General features: G+C 39.7%; 19 protein-coding genes. 8 read left to right on the top strand and 11 right to left on the bottom strand.

Features of this window, described 5'->3' with window-relative positions; all coding sequences use genetic code 11:
• Positions 1-28: 28 nt before the first annotated feature.
• The gene (gene der / locus HCG49_RS05500; protein ID WP_168468732.1) at positions 29-1,333 is read left to right on the top strand and encodes a ribosome biogenesis GTPase Der; all 1,305 of its coding nucleotides are present in this window, start codon (positions 29-31) and stop codon (positions 1,331-1,333) included.
• Between the two features lie 445 nt (positions 1,334-1,778).
• Positions 1,779-4,505: an outer membrane beta-barrel protein gene (locus HCG49_RS05495; protein WP_168468546.1), complete on the top strand. Its 2,727-nt coding sequence runs from the start codon at positions 1,779-1,781 to the stop codon at positions 4,503-4,505.
• Positions 4,506-4,876: 371 nt separating this feature from the next.
• On the opposite strand, the gene HCG49_RS05490 is transcribed toward HCG49_RS05495, so the two are convergent.
• From HCG49_RS05490 to HCG49_RS05470, 5 genes are read right to left on the bottom strand one after another with little or no spacing between them, the layout of a single operon-like run.
• Positions 4,877-5,674, bottom strand: coding sequence for a TPM domain-containing protein (locus HCG49_RS05490; protein ID WP_168468545.1), 798 nt, complete (start codon positions 5,672-5,674; stop codon positions 4,877-4,879).
• Positions 5,655-6,092 (bottom strand): TPM domain-containing protein, encoded by a 438-nt coding sequence (locus HCG49_RS05485; RefSeq protein ID WP_168468544.1) that lies wholly within the window; start codon positions 6,090-6,092, stop codon positions 5,655-5,657. The genes HCG49_RS05490 and HCG49_RS05485 overlap by 20 nt, the downstream gene beginning before the upstream one ends.
• A gap of 10 nt (positions 6,093-6,102) precedes the next feature.
• Positions 6,103-6,702 carry a LemA family protein gene (locus HCG49_RS05480; protein ID WP_072764071.1) on the bottom strand — a complete coding sequence of 200 codons (600 nt, stop codon included), beginning with the start codon at positions 6,700-6,702 and terminating at the stop codon, positions 6,103-6,105.
• A gap of 19 nt (positions 6,703-6,721) precedes the next feature.
• Positions 6,722-7,051 (bottom strand): MerR family transcriptional regulator, encoded by a 330-nt coding sequence (locus tag HCG49_RS05475; RefSeq protein ID WP_072764072.1) that lies wholly within the window; start codon positions 7,049-7,051, stop codon positions 6,722-6,724.
• Complete coding sequence (locus HCG49_RS05470) at positions 7,051-8,028, bottom strand: M23 family metallopeptidase (RefSeq protein ID WP_168468543.1); 978 nt, start codon at positions 8,026-8,028, stop codon at positions 7,051-7,053. The genes HCG49_RS05475 and HCG49_RS05470 overlap by 1 nt, the downstream gene beginning before the upstream one ends.
• Before the next feature lie 104 nt (positions 8,029-8,132).
• Here HCG49_RS05470 and alaS point away from each other — a divergent pair, with 104 nt between their 5' ends.
• The 3 genes from alaS to HCG49_RS05455 all read left to right on the top strand — a co-directional run bounded on the left by alaS (position 8,133) and on the right by HCG49_RS05455 (position 12,381).
• The gene (gene alaS, locus HCG49_RS05465; RefSeq protein ID WP_168468542.1) at positions 8,133-10,748 is read left to right on the top strand and encodes an alanine--tRNA ligase; all 2,616 of its coding nucleotides are present in this window, start codon (positions 8,133-8,135) and stop codon (positions 10,746-10,748) included.
• Positions 10,749-10,817: 69 nt separating this feature from the next.
• Complete coding sequence (locus tag HCG49_RS05460; RefSeq protein WP_168468541.1) at positions 10,818-11,762, top strand: GSCFA domain-containing protein; 945 nt, start codon at positions 10,818-10,820, stop codon at positions 11,760-11,762.
• 4 nt (positions 11,763-11,766) lie between these two features.
• Complete coding sequence (locus HCG49_RS05455) at positions 11,767-12,381, top strand: DUF4230 domain-containing protein (protein WP_168468540.1); 615 nt, start codon at positions 11,767-11,769, stop codon at positions 12,379-12,381.
• Position 12,382: 1 nt separating this feature from the next.
• On the opposite strand, the gene HCG49_RS05450 is transcribed toward HCG49_RS05455, so the two are convergent.
• The 3 genes from HCG49_RS05450 to HCG49_RS05440 form a co-directional block, all read right to left on the bottom strand.
• On the bottom strand, positions 12,383-14,134 hold the full coding sequence (locus tag HCG49_RS05450; protein ID WP_168468539.1) for an aromatic amino acid hydroxylase: 1,752 nt from the start codon (positions 14,132-14,134) through the stop codon (positions 12,383-12,385).
• Between the two features lie 177 nt (positions 14,135-14,311).
• A complete protein-coding gene (locus tag HCG49_RS05445) occupies positions 14,312-14,869 on the bottom strand; it encodes a DUF4136 domain-containing protein (protein ID WP_168468538.1) in 558 nt (185 codons plus the stop codon).
• A 76-nt stretch (positions 14,870-14,945) separates the two neighbouring features.
• The gene (locus tag HCG49_RS05440) at positions 14,946-15,107 is read right to left on the bottom strand and encodes a DUF5522 domain-containing protein (protein WP_168468537.1); all 162 of its coding nucleotides are present in this window, start codon (positions 15,105-15,107) and stop codon (positions 14,946-14,948) included.
• A gap of 505 nt (positions 15,108-15,612) precedes the next feature.
• Here HCG49_RS05440 and HCG49_RS05435 point away from each other — a divergent pair.
• From HCG49_RS05435 to hemL, 3 genes are all read left to right on the top strand, one after another.
• Positions 15,613-16,521 (top strand): 1-aminocyclopropane-1-carboxylate deaminase/D-cysteine desulfhydrase, encoded by a 909-nt coding sequence (locus tag HCG49_RS05435; RefSeq protein ID WP_168468536.1) that lies wholly within the window; start codon positions 15,613-15,615, stop codon positions 16,519-16,521.
• An 87-nt stretch (positions 16,522-16,608) separates the two neighbouring features.
• On the top strand, positions 16,609-17,454 hold the full coding sequence (locus HCG49_RS05430; RefSeq protein WP_168468535.1) for a glucosaminidase domain-containing protein: 846 nt from the start codon (positions 16,609-16,611) through the stop codon (positions 17,452-17,454).
• 7 nt (positions 17,455-17,461) lie between these two features.
• Positions 17,462-18,751: a glutamate-1-semialdehyde 2,1-aminomutase gene (hemL, locus tag HCG49_RS05425; protein ID WP_168468534.1), complete on the top strand. Its 1,290-nt coding sequence runs from the start codon at positions 17,462-17,464 to the stop codon at positions 18,749-18,751.
• Positions 18,752-18,821: 70 nt separating this feature from the next.
• On the opposite strand, the gene HCG49_RS05420 is transcribed toward hemL, so the two are convergent.
• From HCG49_RS05420 to HCG49_RS05410, 3 genes are all read right to left on the bottom strand, one after another.
• Positions 18,822-19,280 carry a DUF4890 domain-containing protein gene (locus tag HCG49_RS05420; protein ID WP_168468533.1) on the bottom strand — a complete coding sequence of 153 codons (459 nt, stop codon included), beginning with the start codon at positions 19,278-19,280 and terminating at the stop codon, positions 18,822-18,824.
• Between the two features lie 183 nt (positions 19,281-19,463).
• Complete coding sequence (locus tag HCG49_RS05415) at positions 19,464-19,655, bottom strand: hypothetical protein (protein ID WP_168468532.1); 192 nt, start codon at positions 19,653-19,655, stop codon at positions 19,464-19,466.
• Between the two features lie 192 nt (positions 19,656-19,847).
• On the bottom strand, positions 19,848-22,340 hold the full coding sequence (locus HCG49_RS05410; protein WP_168468531.1) for a zinc-dependent metalloprotease: 2,493 nt from the start codon (positions 22,338-22,340) through the stop codon (positions 19,848-19,850).
• Positions 22,341-22,422: the final 82 nt, after the last annotated feature.

The raw sequence follows: 22,422 nt of genomic DNA, 5'->3' as shown, positions 1-22,422 counted from the left end.
AATAGTACTTTTGCATCAAATTATTAGTATGAGTGCTATTGTAGCCATTGTAGGAAGACCTAATGTAGGCAAATCAACTTTTTTTAATCGACTTATTCAACGTAGAGAAGCGATTGTCGACGCTGTTAGTGGGGTTACCCGTGATCGTCACTATGGTAAAAGCGAATGGAACGGAGTAGAATTTTCCCTGATCGATACCGGAGGGTATGTACTGGGGAGTGATGATGTTTTTGAGAAGGAAATAGATAAGCAAGTAGAATTGGCCATCGATGAGGCCGATGCTATTATATTTATGGTAGACGTTGAAACCGGAGTTACCGGAATGGACGAAGATGTTGCCAAATTATTGAGACGCGTAGACAAGCCCGTGTTTTTAGTAGTAAATAAAGTCGATAATAATAAAAGAGGCGAAGATGCCGTGGAGTTTTACTCTCTTGGACTAGGGGAGTACTACACCATTGCCAGTATTAACGGTAGTGGAACCGGGGATCTTTTAGATGAACTGGTAAAAGTTTTGCCAGAGAAGGAAAAGCAAGAAGATAATTTACCGCGTTTTGCAGTGGTAGGTAGACCTAATGCCGGAAAATCGTCCTTTATTAACGCCCTTATTGGGGAAGACCGTTATATTGTTACTGATATTGCAGGAACAACAAGAGATAGTATCGATACACGGTACAATCGTTTTGGGTTCGAGTTTAACCTGGTAGATACTGCCGGTATCCGAAGAAAGTCTAAAGTTCACGAAGATTTGGAATTTTATTCTGTAATGCGTTCTGTAAGGGCTATTGAACATTCCGATGTTTGTATCCTTATGCTCGATGCTACACGTGGTTTTGACGGACAGGTAGAGAATATTTTCTGGTTGGCACAACGAAATAATAAAGGGATCGTTATTTTGGTGAATAAATGGGATTTGGTAGAGGATAAGGAAACGAACTCTATAAAAGAATATACCCAAAAGATTCAAAAAGCGATAGCTCCTTTTACCGATGTGCCTATTATTTTTGTTTCTGTACTAACGAAACAACGTATCTATAAAGCTATAGAAACTGCGGTTCAGGTATATGAAAACAGAGGGAAAAAGGTGGTGACTAGAAAACTAAACGATATTATGTTGCCGATAATAGAAAATTATCCGCCACCAGCATACAAGGATAAATACGTTAAAATAAAATTCTGTACTCAGTTGCCTACGCCTTACCCACAGTTTGCGTTCTTCTGTAATTTACCACAATATGTGAGAGATCCGTACAAACGTTTCTTGGAAAACAAACTAAGGGAACATTTCGATTTTACCGGAGTTCCAGTGTCTGTTTTTATGAGGAAGAAGTAATACGTTGTTGCTATATAAAACTAAAACCCTTGGCAATTTGTCAAGGGTTTTTTGTTTCCATTTGTTTTCCTTGGTTTATTCTACCTATAAGTTCGCATTATGTTGCGTTAGGGACCGCAGCGGCATCCCCGCAGCGCAGCAAGGGATATAGCGAAGTGCCCGCCCGACGAAGGAGGGAACGCCCAAAGTATTATCCACTGGGTTTTCCGTGTAATACCAACCTTATACAGGCCGAATGCACCAATTTTGGGACATAATCTTGGATGCGGTATATCTTTTAAGCCCTATGCTCCTCTGCGCGAACTGCTTATTTTAGTTTTAGTAAGGAATGAATATGGGGTGAGTTGCTCCTAAAATTCTGTTAAACCTTTGTGTGCTGTAGGTGCTTACTTTAATTTAGGCGGTTTTGAGCCCTGATAATTAACTAAATAACCATTTGTATTTCATGAAGAAAATTCTGATTTCTTTATTTCTTGTTTTTTCTACCGCAGCTTTTTCCCAAGATTTTTCTATCCGTGGAAAAGTAGTCGATGCCCTTTCCAAACTACCCTTAGAGGCATCTACTATATATGCCGAATCTGTAAAAGATAGTTCCTTGGTGTCCTATACCATTACCAACGAAAAAGGTGTTTTTGACCTGGAAGGAAAAACAAAACTATCAGAATTGAAAGTTTTTATTACGTTTAACGGCTACGAGCCATTGGTGGTAAATGTAAAACCTAAGAAGGTGCTAGAGCTGGGAGAACTGCAGTTGCAAGAACAAGCTCAAGAATTGGACGGTGTGCAGTTGGTGGCAGACAGAGTGCCCATTACCATAAAAAAAGATACACTGGAATTTAATGCCGATTCGTTTAAAACTAGGCCAGACGCTTCGGTAGAAGATGTGCTTAAAAAATTGCCGGGGGTAGATGTAGACAGTGATGGGAAAATAACGGTTTATGGTAAGGAAGTAAACCAAGTACTGGTAAATGGTCAGGTCTTTTTTAGCAATGATCCTAAGGTGGCTACCAAAAGTTTGCCAAAGGATATAATCAGTAAGATCCAGATTACCGATACCAAAACAAAGAAACAAGAGTTTACCGGAGAAGATAGTGACGGGGAAACAAAAACCATTAACCTGACCATTAAAAAGGACAAGAATAAAGGGGTCATGGGAAGAGTGGCAGCGGCCTATGGCACGGACGACAGATATCAGCTTAACGGGGTGTTTAACTACTTTAATGACAAGGAGCGCATTAGTGTTATTACCGGTTCGAACAATATAAACAGTTCTGGTTTTTCCTACGATGAGCTCGAAGGCTTGGGGGGTAATAGTCGCCGATGGAGCATGGCAGAAGGTCCAGGTTCTAGCAATGGAATTACCACATCTTCGAGTATAGGAGGCAGTTATGCGAACTCTGAAAAAGGAAAATATAAAGCCGATGGAAACTATCTGTTTTCTTATGAGGACACATATAATAATCAGAAAACCTTTAGAGAAAATTTACTGCCCGACAATAGATATTTTTCAGAGTCCGAAACTAGTTTTAACGGGAGTACTAACTCCAATAGGGGAGGCGCTACCTTAGAGTATGATATAGATGAGACTTTTCGCATATCTGTACAGCCAACATTGAGCGTTAACCGTACAAATTCTTATAATACTAGCAAGGACGTTTCTAGGAATGAAGGGGGTGCTCTTATTAATAGTAATGAGCAGTTTACGACTAGCGATGGAGTACGTCGGAATTATTCCAACAGGATTAATTTTATGAAAAAACTCGATACCTTAGGGAGGTTTGTAACCCTTTCCTTTTCCAATAGAAATACGGAAAATAAAAACCTATCGAACCTAAATTCTATACGCAGGTTGTTCGGAGATGCCGAGAATGAAGAAACGCTGGACCAACGTGCCCAAGTAAATAATAAGGGTAATGCTTACGAGCTAGAGGCGGGGTATAGACAGCCGTTGACAAAAGAATTATTCCTAGATGTTGGTTATGAGTATGCAGATGATCGCAGCGATAATACCAAAGAGGTATTTGATTATGATGAAGACGATTTTGGGTACACCAATTTTAATATGGAGCTAAGTTCCGATTTTAATTTTAAGAACATTCAACATTCCCCCTCCTTAGGAATTCGTAAGAATGGCGAAAAATTCTCTTTCGATGTCTATGCTACCTATAAATTGTCCGAGCTTAGCAATCAGGACTACTTACAGCAGACCTCTTTTTCCAATACGTATACAAACCTGTTGTTTAGAAGTAGTGCCCGGTATATGCTTGGCAAGAACAAAAGAATTCATCTACGCTATAACTCAAATTTGAGTTTACCGTCCATTAATCAATTGCAGCCAGTGCCTAATGTTAGTAATCCGCTGAATATCGTAATTGGGAACCCTAATTTGTTGCCTTCTGTAAATCACGGTGTAAATTTTTATTACAGCGATTACAATTGGAAAGAACGCAGTGGTGTTTATGTGTATTCGGGCGTCAATATACAAGACGATAGGGTTTCCTCTATTTCTGTCATCGATGAGAACTTTTTAAGGACTACCAGATATACCAATGTAAATGGTAATTATAACGGCTATATGGGGGCAGGCTTTACCAAACAGATTAAAAAGGATAGTTTATACACCTTAAAATTTAATGTAAGGCCAAGTATAAATTTTGGGCAATCTGTAAGCTACTCTAATGGCGTTAAAATAAAGGCCAAGAGTTTTGGAATGTATCCTTACGTATCTACGACCTTTAATTATAAGGAATTGATAGAAATTGAACCCGGATACGGTCTTTCTTTAAACCATACCAAATATAGCTTGGAAGGTTATGAGGATGTGAAAATAACCGCTCAAAATGCCAGTTTAAAACTGAGTTCTTATTGGCCAAAGAATATTATTTGGGAAAACGATATTACCTATAGCTACAACGACAATGTGGGGCCTGGGTTTAAAAAGGACGCTATTTTTTGGAATATGAGTTTGGGGCTTCAGGTGATGGATAAAAAGGGAACGCTAAAACTACTGGCGTACGATTTGCTCGATCAAAATATCAATACCAGACGCTCTACGGGAGACGATTATATTCAGGATTACCAAGGAACCGTACTGCAGCAGTACTTTATGGCCAGTTTCTCCTATAAATTCGACCAATTTGGAGGTAAGAGACCTATGGGCAGAATGAGGTAAGGCCCTCGTAAGCCCCTTAAGAAGGGAAAAGTTGTTGAAAAGCGGTATGGGTTAAGGGCCTATTTAAAGTGCGATAGGCGTTATGCTACTGCTTTGGGCGTTCCCTCCTTCGTCGGGCGGGCTCTTGGCTATATCCCTTGCTTCGCTGCGGGGATGCCGCCGCTATCCCTAACGCACATTAGGGGCCGAATCGTACCCTTGGCTGATACAATGGTGGTTGCCATCCTTTATTAAAGGTAGCGCTGGCATACAGATTTAAAAATCCCCTAGGGAAGTTATCATAAAAAACTTCTCTAGGGGATTTTCTTGTAATGCTGTTGATCTGATTACAATTATTATCAGTTTTGAGTTCTGGATTTTCCTTGGCAAATTTACCAGCTCCCCGAGGAGCCTCCTCCGCCAAAGCCACCGCCACCAAAGCCACCGCCGAAGCCTCCGCCTCCGCCGCTAAAACCGCCTCCCGATGATCCGCCGCCGTACCCGCCGCGGCCCATGCTGCTAAGGATAATAATATCGAGCAGGTCCATTCCTCTAGAACGGCCACCGCCGCTGTTATTGCCCTTACCGCCACTTCTGGCTGATAGAATAATGAGGATCACGATAAATATAATGAACGGCAAAAAGGATTCAAAAGGAAGCCCTTTGTCTTTGGCTTTCGTAGGTCCTTGTTTAAATTCGCCATTGAGCGCCATAAAAATGGCATCACTTCCTTTGTTCAGTCCCCCATAAAAATTGTTCCGTTTAAATTCTGGGATAATGACCCTTTCTATAATTCTTTTAGAAAGGGCATCGGTGATAAGGTGTTCAATACCATAGCCGGTATTAATGGCTATTTTTCGGTCGTCCTTGGCTAAGATAACCAATAGGCCGTTGTCTTCCTTGGCTTGTCCAATACCCCATTTTTGACCCCATTGGGCGCCCAAATAGTTAATGCTTTCACCTTCCGTAGAAGCAATAATAGCAATGACGATCTGGGTAGAGGTACTGTCCGAATAACGGATCAGCTTTTGTTCCAAGCTGTTCTTTTGTTCAGAAGATAATAGGTTTATATAATCATAAACACTGGATTGTTCTTGGAGTTTTGGTTTATCCGGTATTGGAAATTGGCTAAAACCAAAAGCGAAATGTAAAAATAATACTAGAAGTAAGCTATGCTTTAGAAACTTCATTACTCAGTTCATTTGTGGTGTCGTGGTTCCAGGGGAAATGTTTTTGCAACGCTTCCCCTGCTTGTAATATACCATCGATTATTCCTTGTTTAAAGTTTCCTTTTTTAAATTGGTTCTGAATGACGTCTTTGGTAGCATCCCAAAAGTTATTGGGGACTACCTTGTTGATACCGCTATCGCCGAAAATAACAAACTTTTTGTCGTTAACAGCCACATAGATCAGGACCCCGTTTTCTTCCTTGGTATTGTCCATTTTCAAAAAATGGAAAACCTCCTTGGCTCGGTCAAAATGATCTAGGTCGGTATGCCCTTCTATATGAACCCTGATTTCGCCAGAAGTGTTTTTTTCAGCCTGGACAATAGTATTCACTATCTCCTGTTCGTCCTCGGGGGTTAAAAAATTTTCTACTTCTGTCATTGGACTTATTTTAGTTGAATTCGAAATTTACTTCTGGTGCCTTTTCGGCTCCTGCATCTGCTTTAAAATAAGCCAATTCCTTAAAGTCGAATACGCCGGCTAAAATAGAATTCGGGAATATTTTTATATGCTTGTTATAAGGCATTACGGTTTCGTTAAACCTATTGCGCTCTACGTTAATTCTGTTTTCGGTTCCTTCTAACTGTGCTTGCAATTCCAAGAAGTTTTGGTTGGCCTTTAATTCCGGGTAGCGCTCTACCGTTACCAATAGGCTCTTTAAAGCACCGCTAAGTCCGCCTTGTACTTCATTGAATTTGGCCAATTGTTCTGGTGTAATATTCGTTGGGTCAATACTTACAGAAGTAGCTTTTGCTCTTGCTTCGATAACATCTGTTAAGGTGTTCTTTTCAAAATCTGCAGCTCCCTGTACGGTTTTTACAAGATTGCCTATCAGGTCGTTCCTTCTTTGGTAAGCACTTTCTACGTTCGCCCAGTTCTGGGTAGAGCTTTCTTTAAGCTCAATGGCAGTGTTGTTAAAGTTTACAGCCCATCGGTAAAGACCAAAAGCCAAAACAAGTATAATACCTAACGCAATTAACCATTTTTTCATAGTAGGGGTGTTTTAATTTTTAAAGTTGATTTTTAATTTTTATTAGTTCTGCTTTTACCTTTTCCAGTTTTTGGATGACATCAAAAGTAGATAGGGTTTTAGACTTATCTTCCTTGAGGTGTAATTTTGCGCCTTCCAAGGTAAAACCACGTTCTTTTACCAAGTGGTAAATCAGCTGTAGGTTTTTAATGTCCTGGGGGGTAAATTTTCTATTGCCCTTTGCATTTTTCTTAGGCTTTAGCACATCAAATTCCTTTTCCCAAAACCGAATTAGGGAAGTGTTTACCTCAAAGGCATCGGCAACCTCGCCAATACTGTAATATCGTTTCTCTGGAAGATCTATATGCATTAATCCAAGGATTGGTTTTCTTGATTAGCCAGTTTCAACATATTTTCAAATTCTTCTGCCGTTAAACTTCCGTAATAGAAATTAATGGGGTTGGTACGCTGGTCGTCTTTCCACACCTCGTAATGCAAATGGGGTGCTTGCGAACGGCCGGTACTCCCAACAAACCCAATAAGGTCGCCTCTTTTTACTTTTTGACCTGGTTTAACGTTGTATTGGCTTAAATGGCCGTATAGACTCATATAGCCATATCCGTGCTCTATTCTTATGTGCTTTCCGTATCCAGAGGAATTATTGTCTGCCCTCGATATTTTTCCGTCGCCAGAGGCATAGACCGGAGTACCTTTTGGAGCGGTGAAATCCATTCCCCAATGCATTTTTCGGGCCTTGGTAAACGGATCCGAACGCCAGCCGTAACCAGAAGCCATTCGGGTAAGTTCTTTGTTGGTAATGGGTTGTATGGCCGGAATGGAAGCTAAGAGCTTTTCTTTTTCTCCTGCAAGTTTGGTGATTTCGTCCAAAGATTTGGATTGAATGACCATTTGTTTTTGAATGATATCCAAACGTTTGCTCGTTGCGATGATCATTTCCGAGTTGTTAAAGCCTTCCAAAGCATTGTAACGGTTTACGCCCCCAAAACCAGCACGGCGTTGTTCTTCTGGAATAGGATTGGCTTCAAAATATAATCGGTAAATATTATTGTCCCTTTCCTCAATATTGGCCAAAACTTGCTCTATCTGGCCCATTTTTTTGTTTAATAGTTCAAATTGTAGCTCGTAGTTTTTAACTTCGCGCTGAAGAGAAAGTTCTTTGGGCGTATTGATTAAATTAGTGTTCAAGAGAAAAATAAGTCCGAGGAAACCAAAAATAAATGCCCCTAGAATGAACAGGGAAATGTTCCTGTATCTTCTAGATTTCTTAGCCTCTATCTTTCGATAAGATAAGGTGTCTGGATCGTAATAATATTTTACCTTAGACATGAATGTAATTTATGCTATTTTTGCCGTTGTAACTTTAGATAACAGGCAAATTTAATAAATGTTTGCTACGAACTGTTAAAATTATAAAAAGCTTATCAATTTAGATGAAATCCCAAGACATTAGAGCCAAGTTTTTAGAATTTTTTAAGGAAAAATCACATAAGATAGTGCCTTCGGCACCCATGGTCATAAAAGACGACCCTACACTGATGTTTACCAATGCCGGTATGAATCAGTTTAAGGAGTTCTTTTTAGGGAATTCTATCCCTAAAGAGACAAGAGTCGTAGACACTCAAAAATGTTTGAGGGTAAGTGGGAAACATAACGATTTGGAAGAGGTAGGGAAAGATACGTACCATCATACCATGTTCGAAATGTTGGGGAACTGGAGTTTTGGTGATTATTTTAAAGAAGAAGCTATAGCATGGGCCTGGGAGTTTTTGACAGAAGTATGTAAGATAGATAAGGACTGTCTGTACGTGACCGTTTTTGAAGGAAGTACGGACAAGGATAACTTGGCAAAAGATGAGGAGGCCTTAGAATTATGGCGTGGAATCGTAGCAGAAGACAAGATCCTTTTTGGAAATAAAAAAGATAATTTTTGGGAAATGGGCGACCAAGGGCCATGTGGGCCTTGTTCAGAGATTCATGTCGATATTCGCCCTGCAGCAGAAAAAGCAAAAGTATCTGGTGCTAGCCTTGTAAACCAAGACCACCCGCAAGTGGTAGAAATATGGAACTTGGTATTTATGCAGTACAATAGGAAGGCCAATGGGGATTTAGAATCCCTGCCTTCTAAACACGTAGATACCGGAATGGGGTTTGAACGTCTTTGTATGGTGATGCAAGGGGTACAATCTAACTACGACACCGATGTGTTTACACCGATCATCCGTGAAATAGAAACTATCACCAATGCTAAATATGCAAAGGACGAGGCTGTAAACATAGCTATTAGAGTAATTGCAGACCATATCAGGGCCGTGTCCTTTTCTATAGCAGACGGACAGTTGCCAAGTAATACAGGGGCAGGATATGTTATCCGTAGAATCTTAAGGCGTGCCATTAGATACGGATTTACTTTCCTAGATACCAAGGAACCATTTATGTACCGATTGGTAAAAGTACTTTCGGATACTATGGGAGATGCGTTCCCAGAATTAAGAGACCAAAGACAGTTGATAGAGAATGTTGTGAAAGAAGAGGAACACTCCTTTTTAAAGACATTGGATCAAGGTTTGGTGTTGCTCGATAACATAGTCGCTAACAACAAAGGAAAAACGATAGACGGTAGAAAAGCATTTGAGCTTTATGATACTTTTGGTTTTCCTATAGATTTAACAGCCTTAATTCTTGGGGAGCGTGGATATGAGCTCGATGAAAAAGGCTTTGAAATTGCCATGCAAGAACAAAAGAATCGTTCTAGGTCTGCCTCCGAAGTATCTAAGGAAGACTGGGTGGTGCTCGATAGTGATAACGAACAAGAATTTGTAGGTTACGATATGCTAGAGGCCAGCGTAAAGTTGGTGAAATATAGAAAAGTAACCTCTAAAAAAGAAGGCGAGCAATTCCAAATGGTATTTAACCTAACGCCATTTTATCCGGAAGGAGGAGGACAAGTAGGCGATAAAGGTTACTTGGAACTCGTGAACGGAGATGTGGTCTATATCTTGGATACGAAAAGAGAAAATAACGAAATCGTACATTTCTCTAAAGAACTTCCGGCCACGCTGACCGATAAATTTAAGGCGGTTGTCGATAAGAAACAACGCCAAAGAACCGCCGCTAACCATACGGCTACCCATTTGTTGCACCAAGCTTTACGTGAGGTGTTGGGAGAGCATGTAGAACAAAAAGGATCGGCAGTACACTCCAAATATCTGCGATTCGATTTTTCGCATTTTGCAAAACTTACCGTAGACGAACTAAGGGAAGTAGAGAATTTCGTGAATGCCCGAATTAGCGGTAATTTGCCCTTAGTAGAAAACAGGAACATTCCTATGGAGGAAGCTCTGGAGCAAGGTGCCATGGCTTTGTTCGGAGAAAAGTACGGCGATGCAGTAAGAACGATCCGTTTTGGACAGTCGGTAGAACTATGTGGAGGAACGCACGTGCAGAATACGGGCGATATATGGCATTTTAAAATCAAGTCCGAAGGGGCCGTAGCAGCAGGTATTCGAAGAATCGAAGCAATTACCTCCGATGCGGTAAAGGATTTTTATTCCGAAAACAACAAGATGTTATTCGAAATAAAGGACTTATTGAACAATACGGCCGATCCGGTAAAATCCGTGACAGCCCTGCAAGAAGAAAATTCTCTGTTGAAAAAACAGGTTGAAGCGCTTTTAAAGGAAAAAGCAAAAAACTTAAAAGGAGAGTTGTTACAGGAGTTGACCGAAGTAAACGGGGTACAGTTTTTGGCCAAACAATTAACCTTGGATGCCGCAGGGATTAAAGATCTTTCTTTTGAAATGGGAAATAATAAGGACAACCTTTTCTTATTGTTTGCCGCGGAAAATGAGGGGAAAGCACTGTTGTCTTGTTATATCTCCAAGGAATTGGTAGCACAAAAAAGTCTTAATGCTGGAACCATCGTTCGCGAATTAGGGAAATATATCCAAGGTGGAGGAGGGGGACAACCTTTCTTTGCCACGGCAGGAGGTAAAAATCCTAACGGTATTGCCGAAGCCTTGGAAAAGGCAAAGGATTATCTAGGATAGGCGCTTAGGAGTTACAATCTCGGCGTTTGTCATAGTGAATACATAAGGGAAACAGAAGTATTAGTACACATGAAACTACAGACCCAAATACAGCTAAAGAAAATGCCCGATCCTATTGATTACAATAGTCGGTTGCTGTTATTGGGGTCTTGTTTCGTGGAAAATATGGGCGAGAAATTCGCCCATTTTAAGTTTAGGGCATTGCAAAACCCTTTTGGAATATTATTTCATCCCAAAGCCATAGAGAATCTTGTCGTAAATGCCATTGGCAATAAACAATGTTCAGACAAGGATGTTTTCTTTTTCAACGAACGTTGGCATTGTTTTGATGCGCATTCCGCACTGAGCGATATTTCCAAAGAGGCATTACTACAAAAGCTTAATGATGGTTTGGCACATACTGCTAAGCAGTTGTTACAAGCAAGCCATATTATTATAACGCTAGGGACTGCCTGGGTATATCGCAATCGTACAACCGGTGCCGTGGTAGCAAATTGTCACAAAGTGCCCCAGGCGGAGTTTTCCAATGAAATTTTGGAGGTCGATGCTATCGCAGCATGCTTGGAGAATATTATTGCCCAAATAAAATCGGTCAACAAAAATTGCAGGCTGATATTTACCATTTCCCCAGTACGCCATTTAAAGGATGGTTTTGTAGAAAACCAACGAAGTAAGGCTCATTTAATAACGGCCCTTCACAACGTATGCTCCCAAGATCAAACGTCCTATTTTCCTTCTTATGAGATTATGATGGACGAACTGCGCGATTACCGCTTCTATAACGAGGATATGGTACATCCTAATGCCTTGGCTATAAATTATATTTGGGAGAAATTCCGTGAGGTTTGCCTTTCCGATAGTACCGCTGCCATCATGAAAAAAGTCGATGCTGTTCAGAAAGGGTTGCAGCACAGGCCCTTTAATCCCAAAGCAGAAAAACACCTGGAATTTTTAAAGACATTGGAGCAAAAAATACAGCAGCTACAAAGTGATCATTCATTTATGAAATTTTAAGGGCATGAAAAAGGTACTCATAGGTGTAATATTGATATTGGCGGCCTTTTTGGTCTTTAAATCATGGAAAACCAAAGAAAATGACGCGTCTATTCTTCAGGAAAATTCCATGCTGCTGCAAAAGCAGATAGACAATGTGTCGAAGCTTATCGTTACTGAGGTGCATTTTTCGGAAGTATATACCTATAAGGATTCCCAGAAATTGTTCGGCGCTTTACTTACAGCAGATAAAAGAGCGCTGGTTGTGGTGAATGCTGAGGTAAATATTGCTTACGATCTAAGTCTGATAAGCTTTGAAATAGACGAAAGCCAAAAAACGCTACGAATCCTAAGTCTGCCTCCTGCGGAGGTTAAAATCTATCCGGATTTTGAATATTACGACGTTACGGCCGATTATTTAAATCCGTTTAAGGCCGAAGATTATAACAAGATTAAAAAGACGGTCAATGCGTCTTTACGGAAGAAAATAGAAGCCTCTTCCTTAAAATCTAATGCTAAGAATAGGTTGATAAGCGAACTTTCCAAATTTTATATTTTGACCAATAGTATGGGGTGGACCTTGGAATATCAAGATCAAACCGTATCCGAGGATTTGCCAGAACTCCTTTTTAAGGATTAAATTAAGAAACCAAGGCCTTATTAACCAAATCAATACCGTCATCTATTAAATGGCCAACTAGTGGTTTGTGTTGTTTTATGGTTTCTAGGTGTAAAAGGATATCATCGGCAAAGGATTCATCACCATTGGTTTTCGCTAATTCGTACAATTCCACGGATAAAAGCCAGTCGTTGGGGTAATTGTTTTTAATTTCTTGGAAGACCTTATTTCTAGAAATGGTAATGTTAGTTCCTTCTCTAAAGTCTCTTACCTGTTGGTACAATTGTTCCAATGCTAATCTTTTTTTGCTTTTTGGAGTTTTAATAGTGGTGTTGGTTATTTTGTGGGTAACCAAATCGAAGCTTTTTATGTCTGCAGGTCCGTTGAACACCGAAGTGATATTTTCTCCTACGGCCATATGGTATAATCCCCAGGCTGGTTTAAAAAGAATAGTTTCGCCATGGGTAACGGTACAATTGTCCAAGGTTATTAGGATAATTTCGCCCTTAAGGTTTCTAGTTCCGGTTATGATCTTTCCCTTTATGGTGATGTTGCCGATAAATTCTAGGGTAATCTCTTTTCCCTCATAAATATCATAGGCCTTTAAATCGCGGGGACTCATATCTTCTATGGCGAGATTTATTCCCTTTAATTTCCCAATGGGCGACCCAAAGCCATCGGAATGCTGTTTGGTGCCATGGCCTATCAATTCTTTTTCTCGATAAGATAGCGCTGTTTTTCCCTTTGTTTGTATATAAACGGGTTTGCCGTCATGGGCTATGGCGCTTTCAAAGTAACCCGATATCTGCAGCCCCGTACTTAATTCTATAGTTCCTAATTCTTTAGAATCTATAAGCTTTCTTAGTCCTTCTAAACCACCTTTTCGCAACGACATAGTATTGGTAAATTCTTCCAAAACCTGATTGAGAAAAGCAAAATCGGGAGTCACAAATAATTGAGGCTGTGGTTTTGTAATGTCAAAGGACGTATGCACGGCTTCGATAGTATAGGGTATTTTCTTTACCTTATCGGTCATACACCAAGCACTTTCGCCAATAGAGGACAATAGGCCAGCACCGTATATTTTAGGGTTTTCCACACTTCCTATCAACCCGTATTCTACCGTCCACCAGTGTAGGTTACGGATCAGGGCCATTTCACTGGGTGCTCCCATATTCTTTTGAAGCGCTTCAATTTTTTGCTCTGCCTTATCGATCAATTCTTGCGGTGTACCTTCGGCTTCTTTTATGATAGAAAGGTAGCGTACCGCCTCATAAAGCTCATAATCTTTGGCACTCGATAGCGCTTTGCAGCCAATTTCACCAAACCTTCTTAGGTATTCTGCATATTCCGGATTGGCAATAATAGGGGCATGGCCCGCTCCTTCGTGGATAATGTCGGGAGCAGGGGTATATTCTATATGTTCTAATTGTCGGATATCGGAAGCAATGACGAGGACATTATACGCTTGAAACTCCATAAAGGCAGATGGAGGAATAAATCCGTCAACTGCAACAGCAGCCCATCCTAGATCTTTTAAAATGCGGTTCATACCGTACATATTGGGAATATAATCTATAGAGATCCCTGTTTTTCTTAGGCCTTCCAAATAGCTGTTATGGGCAACCTTACTTAAGTAATCCACATTTTTTCGCATTACATAACGCCATACTGCCTGGTCGATGGCCGAATAGTCGTCGTAGTTTTGAGGCTTTATATATTGCTTCAAATGTTCTGGTAGCTTGTCTAGTATAGGGTTGCTCTGGAAAGACATAGTAAAGGTTTTAAAAATCTAAAGTTACAAAAAACCATGAAGATCCAACACAAGGTGTATTTCAAACTTATTGAGACCTAAATGTTTATGGCTTTTAATATAAAATAGAGTAGTCACCACAAACGGGTTAGTAGCAAACAAAAAAAACCGCTTTTTAGAGCGGTTTTTTTTTAAGTGTTATTTCATAGAGCTTCCTGGAGGGTAGGCTTCTAGTATTTCTGAAACAAATTCTTTAATGCGTTGTTCCTTTTTTTCCATATTTCTAATATTGTGCAGGGTTCCTACTCCTCTTCCTTGCCAAACCAATTCTTTGTTTTTGGCATCGATAATGTCAATGTAAAGCGACCCTTCTGTTCTGGTGCTCACATTGTTGCCTGACCATGGCCCGCCCCAGTAATAAGGGTGCCATCCCCAGCCGTAATAACCGCCGCCCCAATAATTATTATAGACATCTACTTGTTGTTTTTCTTTTGTAAAAATACTCAGTAAAATATCTGGCTCGTTAGATTTTACAAAACCTCTGGCACTCATTTCAGTATCTATGGCTTTTAAAATTCTTTTTTTGTCCAAATCGGAAATTTGGGCCTTATCAATACCTGTTTTATAAAAAGCATAGGTTTTGAACGAATTAAAATTGGCCTCTTTATCGTAGTCCGATAATACTTGAATAGAAGTACAAGAACTAATAAAAAACAACATCAAGATGGGGAGGAATAAAAATTTAATATTTTTCATAGCTGTTTTTATTTTGAGTTATAACTTAGAATATTCTATAGGAAAAACATCAATAATCATGCCGAATGCCTTATTATCAGCCTTGTGTATTTGTTTTTCGACTGTAGCCATAAGGGCAGTGCCTGCAGCCACTTTCGCAACAGTAACCTCGTTTTAAATGGAATTGTTGCGTAAAGACCTTGTACCCTTCTTCCGAAAGATAAAAATCGCCGTCCTCCAATGGTATTGTTTTCTTCATTTTTGTAAATTTATATCAATATTTTTGAAACAATATAGCTTAAGATGGCTTTTTAACAGAGTTTGGCATTTAAAGAAACCTAAAAACCATTATTTTGCCAGTAGGCGAGTTCGCTAGATTCTTTCTCCTAGGGACTATACTTTTATAGGTCCTAAAGTAATTCATCATGATTATAGTATTCAAATATTTTTTTTATAAGGATTATATAGGGCTCGCTCTATGGCCGTTTATCATTGTAAAAAATCGCGCCTTAAAAAAGGACTTGGTTCTTTTGAATCACGAAAGAATACATTTAAAACAACAAAGTGAATTGCTCCTTCTTCTTTTTTATTTTATTTATGTCTTTGAGGGGGTTCTTAAACTTTTAATATATTTTGATCGTTATAAAGCATACCGGAATATAAGTTTTGAGCGAGAAGCTTATCAAAACGAAAAAAATTTAAATTACTTAAAAGAACGAAGACCTTTTAGCTTTATTAAATATCTTTGGGTCTGAAAAATGTCCATGTTGCAGGTATTAAATCAGGAAATAAACCTATCTATATTAACGGATAAGCAGATTTCTCTTTTTATAAAAAGGGAAGATCAGATCCATCCGTTTATTTCCGGGAATAAATACCGGAAATTAAAGTATAATATACTGGAGGCCCAGCATAGGGGAGAGACAACCTTACTGACATTTGGTGGGGCATATTCCAATCACATTGCTGCTACAGCCTATGCCGGAAAAATAGCAGGCCTTAAAACTATTGGCGTCATTCGTGGAGAAGAGCTGGTAGATCAATGGAGGCAAAACCCTACCCTTAGGATGGCTAGTGAACAGGGAATGGAGTTTCAGTTTATAACCAGAAATCAATATAGGGATAAAACCGACGACGCATTTCTAGAAAAACTAAAGGAAGCGGTGGGGCCTTGTTATATTATTCCCGAAGGAGGCACCAATGCTTTGGCCGTAAAAGGGTGTGCGGAAATATTGACTTCTTCCGATATGGACTTTGATGTTGTTTGTTCTAGTGCCGGCACTGGTGGTACCTTGGCCGGAATTATAGAAGCATCGGATCCATCACAAAAAATCCTTGGTTTTCCTGCTTTGAAGGGCGATTTTCTGAAAAAGGATATTTGTAAATTTGTCACCAAGGAAAATTGGGAGCTTATAACAGATTACCATTTTGGAGGATATGCCAAGGTAACCGAATCCCTAGTGAATTTTATAAATAATTTTAAAGATAAAACGGGTGTACCCTTAGATCCGGTGTATACCGGAAAATTGCTGTATGGGATCATTGATCTTGTACAACGGGATTATTTTAGTCCTGGAACCAAAATTTTAGCCATCCATAGCGGAGGGCTCCAAGGGATTGAAGGAATGAACTTAGTATTAAAAAAGAAGAACTTACCATTATTGAAAGTATGAAATGGGCAGGACCGATAACTGGTCGCCAATACGAATTCAGCTATGGTGAATTACATATGACCGTTAAAATGCTATAAATATCTGTATATGATAAAAAGAGTTGTAATTGTTGTCCTTTTAGGGATGTTTTTGTCGAGTTGCGGGGCCAAAAGAAAAGCAGCCCATAGCAAAAAGCCTGTTAGGAAATCTGTAGTTTCCAAGGTAGATCGAGCGCAGAAAGTAGATAATAAAAAAGCCGACGATGGATTTTATGCGTTGCCCGAAGATTCTGGGGAGTTTGTGAAGTTCTCCGTGAATTCCGTTGGTGAGTATATAGAGACCTTTGCCGAAATGGCCAAATTTGAAATGATAGCGTACGGGATTCCAGCGAGCATTACACTAGCACAAGGGATTTTAGAGAGTGGGGCAGGAAAGGGCGCATTAAGTGCAAAGACCAATAACCACTTTGGGATAAAATGCCATACTGGTTGGACCGGAGATTACGATCATCACGATGATGATGAAAAGGGAGAGTGTTTTAGAAAGTATAACCACCCTATGTATTCCTTTAGGGACCACAGCATATTTTTAACCACAAGGGCTAGGTACGCTTCCTTATTCAGTTTAGACCATGACGATTATAAATCTTGGGCCCATGGCTTACAGAAGGCAGGGTATGCTACTGATAAACGTTATCCTGAAAAGTTAATTTCCTTAATAGAACGCTATCAATTAGATAAATACGACAGGGAAGTTTTAGGGAAGGGGCCTTTGGCAAAGAGAGAACCAAGGACAACGAACCACAAAATCCATATCGTTGAAAAAGGCGATACCCTATATTCGATTTCAAAAAAATATTTTGTATCCATTCCAGAATTGATGAAGTTGAACAATATGAAGAACAGTAATTTGGCCATTGGACAAAAACTGACCGTTACATCAGAATTAAAATAATTTATACATGATCTATAAAAGAAGTAGTGCTTTATTTGAAGAGGCCCAGCAATTTATTCCTGGTGGTGTAAACTCTCCAGTGAGGGCATTTAAGGCTGTTGGAGGAACTCCTATATTTGTTAAGGAAGCCAAAGGAGCCTATTTGTACGATGAAGATGGCAATCGCCTAATAGATTACATAGCCTCTTGGGGGCCGTTAATTTTAGGACATGCCTATGAGCCCGTAATCAATGCAGTAATCGAGAAGGCCAAAAAAGGGACTTCTTTTGGGATGCCGACAGAAATAGAAACACAATTGGCAAAATTGGCGGTTTCTATGGTGCCCAATATTGATAAGATCCGTTTTGTAAATAGCGGTACTGAAGCTTGTATGAGTGCTGTTCGGTTGGCCCGAGGTTATACCGGAAAAGATAAAATTATAAAATTCGCGGGTTGCTACCATGGGCATTCCGATTCCTTTTTAATTCAGGCCGGTAGTGGTGCCGTTACTTTTGGAAGCCCTAATAGTCCGGGGGTCACCCAAGGAACGGCCAAAGATACGCTCTTGGCAGAATACAATGATTTAGAAAGCGTAAAGGCGCTGACCACAGCGAACAAGGAAGAAATTGCCGCCGTGATTATTGAGCCTATTGCGGGGAACATGGGCTGTATTATTCCAAGCGATAGCTTTATTAAAGGGCTTCGTGAACTGTGTACCCAAGAAGGGATCTTATTGATCTTTGATGAGGTAATGACCGGATTCCGATTGGGAAAAGGAGGTGCTCAAGAAGTTTTGGGGATCGATGCCGATATCGTAACCTTCGGAAAGGTTATCGGTGGCGGATTGCCAGTAGGGGCCTTCGCTGCTAGGAACGAAATTATGGCCTATTTGGCACCAGAGGGACCTGTGTACCAAGCAGGGACCTTAAGTGGAAATCCTTTGGCTATGAGTGCGGGATTGGCAATGCTGACCGAATTAAACGAGCATCCAGAAGTGTTTGAAAGTTTGGCCAAAAAGACTGAGTATTTGGCCAAGGGGATAGAAAAAGTCTTGGATAAACATGGAGTAGTGTATCAAATGAATAGGTTGGGCTCTATGATGTCCGTACATTTTACCGATGAACCAGTGGTAGATTTTAAATCTTCGGTTAAAGGTAATAATGACTTTTTTAAGAAATATTTCCATGGGATGTTGAACCATGGGGTGTACTTGCCACCGAGTGCCTTTGAAAGTTATTTCTTAAACGATGCACTATCTTACGAAGATTTGGATGCCACCATTTTGGCACTAGATAAGATAGCACCAACGCTTAAATAGTTGAATACAATATAGAAAAAGGCCCTATGTGCATTATGCACTTAGGGCCTTTTTTATTAGGGCGATTGTATTACTTCTGATGGTGACCGTGTTTATGATGATCGCCTCTTTTTTTACGTCTTTCAGTATGACCTTTGTGCGCCATTTTTTGCCACTTTGAAAATTGTTCCGGTGACAAAATTGTTTTTAAATTTCTTTGATGCGCTATTTTACGATCGAGCATTTCTGCTCTTAAAGCGTAACGCTGTTCCGCGGATAGCCTCGCCTCTTCTCCTTTGGCCTTTGAAGCCATTCGCTCTTGCATTTTCTTGTTGCGTTCTTTGGCGGCTTTTAAGTTAAGGGTCATTAATTGTTTTTCTTGGGCTTGACTTAAGTCCAGTGCAAGGGTCATTTTTTTTGTCCGTAAGCTTGCTATTTGCTCGGGAGTCATTTCCTGTCTCGTCTCTCCAGCATTTTTTTGTTGTCCTTCTTTTTGTGCCAACGCAGTTAGTCCTATTAACATTGCGAATACTATAATAGCATTTTTCATAGTGATACCTTTTTATGTTATATAGGTAAGACTAGAATAAGAGGAATTGGTTTAAAACCGATAAGCACCTTAAGCGCTGTAAATGTGAGGGAAACGAGGTAGGTAGCTTAGGGGATGGCCCAACAGTCTTAGGGAAATTTCTATCTGGAGGAGTGGGGGGGTAGGTAAGAAAATGGTTAAAAATTATTGCAAATCTTGCAATTTTTCTTTTGTTTGAACCACTTCTTTGGAATCTAATTGTTCAATTTCTTTTACTTGGGGTTCTAAATGTTCAACCTTATGCTCGGAGTTATTTTCTGGTTCAAGACTTAAGTAAAGAACGGTTGATGCTATAAAAGCTAGTAAATACAGTAGGCTTTTTATTTTATAGGACATATAGCGGGAACGATTTATGTTCATCCTAAAACTACAAAAATAAAAGTATAGTTTACAGGAATTGTTGTGAAATGCCTGTTTATTGTGGTGTAACTAAATTCTTACTCTAATTTTAATGGATTTGAAGGATGAATTAAACAAAAAAGGTGCGATAAAAACCGCACCTTTTAGTTGATGTTACTAGAAACTATTTTATTTTGGATCCAAAATGGCCTCTATTCTTTCTACGACATCTTGTAAGTGATATTTGCTCATAGAATCTCTTGTTTTTGCAACGGCATTTTTAGCTTCTCTTTTGAGAGTATTTAGTTCTGCCCTAGCAATAGACCTAATATCAGACTGACTAGTGTTTATGACAGTAGACTTTTGGTATCCGCCAGAAGTAGACTTTTTACCTTCGCTAGGCGCGGTCATCAGAAATTCCAATCTGTCTATATGGGCTTTTTGTAGATTCCTTCTATAGGTATCTATGGTACGTCCAGATTTGGTTTCAGACCAAATTCCTTGTCGAAGGTCTTTCATCATCTCTAGAATCTTATAAGCTTCTGAAGGATTTGCAGTTTCGTGTTCTATTAATCGCGCTAGCTTTCCTAAACTCAAAATATTGTTCAAAGTATTTACTTGAACTTTTCTAAGACGTTCTACGGATCCGGAGTATTCTATTCTATTAAAAATATTCTGATCGATTAACCAGGTCGGTGTTTCGAACAATTGTTCCTGAATAAAAACCAAGCAGTTTTTTTGGTGGTCTTTGTCAACCGGGGTATATACGGCTCCTTCTTGGTCGTAGGTTTTGTAGTTTTCGTATACACCTCCTATATTATTGCTAACATGCCCCATATATCTGTTGAACTGAGATACTACCTGTCCGTACATTGTGCCAAGGTCGTCGTAATTTTTACCATTTTCGGCCGTCCATTCTATCAGTCTAGGTGTAATTCGTTTTAGGTTTTCAATACCATAGTAGCTTGCTTTTATGGCATCGTCCCCTAAATCCTCGGTTTGCGAGCTTGGATCAACGACATCTCCTACTTGTTGGTGTCCAAAACGGTATAATGGGTCACCGGCATGCTTTAGGATCCAACGGTCTAAGATTTCTTTTTCTTCTTCCGCAGTTTTATCCAATATCGGTCTATAGCCCCAAGCAATGGAATATTTGTCGTATACCCCAATTTCTGGCATCATGGCAACACCTTCATCACCTGGTTGTGCTATATAATTAAATCTGGCATAATCCATTATGGAAGGAGCTGTACCATATTTTTTGGTGAAACTAGCAGAGCGTAAAGAGTCAACAGGGTAGGCAACGCTGCTTCCCATATTGTGTGGTAATCCCAAGGTATGTCCTACTTCATGTGATGACACAAAACGGATTAATCTACCCATAACCTCATCTTTAAAAGCAACCCCCCGAGCCTCTGGATTAATAGCGGCGGTCTGTACAAAATACCAGTTTCGCAATAAACTCATAACGTTGTGGTACCAGTTGATATCCGATTCCAATATTTCCCCTGTCCTAGGATCACTAACGTGAGGTCCGTTGGCATTAGGAATCGGGGAAGCTAAATAACGCACTACAGAATAACGCACATCTTCTGGCGACCATTCCGGATCTTCCTCTACTGTTGGAGGGTCTTTGGCAATGATGGCATTTTTAAAACCTGCCGCTTCAAAAGCTACCTGCCAGTCTTCTATTCCCTGCTTAATAAAAGGCACCCACTGTTTTGGAGTGGCCCTATCTACATAATAGACAATTTGTTTTTTGGGTTCAACCAATTCTCCTCGGTTAAATTTCTCAATGTCCTCATCTTTTACTTCCAACCTCCAACGGTCAAGAAATTTGATGGTTTTGCTCTCTTGTACATCCAAGCCGTAATCTATCTGTCCACGGGCAAACCAACCTACGCGCTCATCAAAATAGCGTCGTTTCATAGGTTCATTCGGTAAAAGAATCATAGAATTGTTGATTTCGATAGATATAGACCCTAAACTTCCGTTGGAAGGGGCATTACTGGCAACATATGTTTTTACATGTCTGGCTTCAATGTTTAAAGGGTAACTTTTAATTGATTCGATAAAACTTCTAGAATCGTCTAAACGAGATACCTTAAATTGCTTGCGATACCCTTCTGGCATTCCCAAGGCATTAACGTCTTTTTCGAAGAGTTCATTAATGGCAATTACGGTAGCCGGGTTTACCGAATCTTTTTTAATGGTCTTAACATCGAAACTATACAATACAGGTTCAAAATTTGAATTTATAACCGCCTCATGTACCGGTAAAGAATCTGCGGCAACCACATCATAACTAACCACACGTAATAATACCTTTTTAGCGTTCTTTTCCCATCGTAAGACCTTGGTGTTTATTTTTCCTCCACCAAAACCAATGCCACTAGCTGTTTTGGAAATTCTAGTCACCATTAACATTTCTTTGTTGAACAAAGAATCTGGTATTTCATAATAGTATTTATCCCCGACCGTATGAACATCAAAGAGACCTTTGTCTGTCTTGGCTTCTTTGGTAATTACTTTGGCATAGGGCTCTAATTCTCCCTTTTTAGCTTTTGTGTCCGATTGATCGGTTTTTTGTTTTTTCTTCTTAAAAATTTGGGCTTCTGTGGTGGTGATACAGCCCAACAACAAAAATGTAAATAACATTTTTGGGAGTAATTTTTTAAACATGCTTAAATTAGATTAGATGATTTCTTCAATTTATCAAAGAACTGAAAAATATTTAATTTTTAGAAACTTATAACAGCCTTAA

The sequence above is a fragment of the Arenibacter sp. 6A1 genome, from assembly GCF_012272855.1.
In the GTDB taxonomy this organism is placed as follows: Bacteria; Bacteroidota; Bacteroidia; order Flavobacteriales; family Flavobacteriaceae; genus Arenibacter.
This window is presented reverse-complemented; position numbering and strand designations above follow the sequence as displayed.

Bases quoted from the DNA above. Each gene is read 5' to 3' on its own strand.
- der (WP_168468732.1), top strand. From the start codon at position 29: ATGAGTGCTATTGTAGCCATTGTAGGAAGACCTAATGTAGGCAAATCA.
- HCG49_RS05495 (WP_168468546.1), top strand. From the start codon at position 1,779: ATGAAGAAAATTCTGATTTCTTTATTTCTTGTTTTTTCTACCGCAGCT.
- HCG49_RS05490 (WP_168468545.1), bottom strand. From the start codon at position 5,674: ATGAAGTTTCTAAAGCATAGCTTACTTCTAGTATTATTTTTACATTTC.
- HCG49_RS05485 (WP_168468544.1), bottom strand. From the start codon at position 6,092: ATGACAGAAGTAGAAAATTTTTTAACCCCCGAGGACGAACAGGAGATA.
- HCG49_RS05480 (WP_072764071.1), bottom strand. From the start codon at position 6,702: ATGAAAAAATGGTTAATTGCGTTAGGTATTATACTTGTTTTGGCTTTT.
- HCG49_RS05475 (WP_072764072.1), bottom strand. From the start codon at position 7,051: ATGCATATAGATCTTCCAGAGAAACGATATTACAGTATTGGCGAGGTT.
- HCG49_RS05470 (WP_168468543.1), bottom strand. From the start codon at position 8,028: ATGTCTAAGGTAAAATATTATTACGATCCAGACACCTTATCTTATCGA.
- alaS (WP_168468542.1), top strand. From the start codon at position 8,133: ATGAAATCCCAAGACATTAGAGCCAAGTTTTTAGAATTTTTTAAGGAA.
- HCG49_RS05460 (WP_168468541.1), top strand. From the start codon at position 10,818: ATGAAACTACAGACCCAAATACAGCTAAAGAAAATGCCCGATCCTATT.
- HCG49_RS05455 (WP_168468540.1), top strand. From the start codon at position 11,767: ATGAAAAAGGTACTCATAGGTGTAATATTGATATTGGCGGCCTTTTTG.
- HCG49_RS05450 (WP_168468539.1), bottom strand. From the start codon at position 14,134: ATGTCTTTCCAGAGCAACCCTATACTAGACAAGCTACCAGAACATTTG.
- HCG49_RS05445 (WP_168468538.1), bottom strand. From the start codon at position 14,869: ATGAAAAATATTAAATTTTTATTCCTCCCCATCTTGATGTTGTTTTTT.
- HCG49_RS05440 (WP_168468537.1), bottom strand. From the start codon at position 15,107: ATGAAGAAAACAATACCATTGGAGGACGGCGATTTTTATCTTTCGGAA.
- HCG49_RS05435 (WP_168468536.1), top strand. From the start codon at position 15,613: ATGTTGCAGGTATTAAATCAGGAAATAAACCTATCTATATTAACGGAT.
- HCG49_RS05430 (WP_168468535.1), top strand. From the start codon at position 16,609: ATGATAAAAAGAGTTGTAATTGTTGTCCTTTTAGGGATGTTTTTGTCG.
- hemL (WP_168468534.1), top strand. From the start codon at position 17,462: ATGATCTATAAAAGAAGTAGTGCTTTATTTGAAGAGGCCCAGCAATTT.
- HCG49_RS05420 (WP_168468533.1), bottom strand. From the start codon at position 19,280: ATGAAAAATGCTATTATAGTATTCGCAATGTTAATAGGACTAACTGCG.
- HCG49_RS05415 (WP_168468532.1), bottom strand. From the start codon at position 19,655: ATGTCCTATAAAATAAAAAGCCTACTGTATTTACTAGCTTTTATAGCA.
- HCG49_RS05410 (WP_168468531.1), bottom strand. From the start codon at position 22,340: ATGTTTAAAAAATTACTCCCAAAAATGTTATTTACATTTTTGTTGTTG.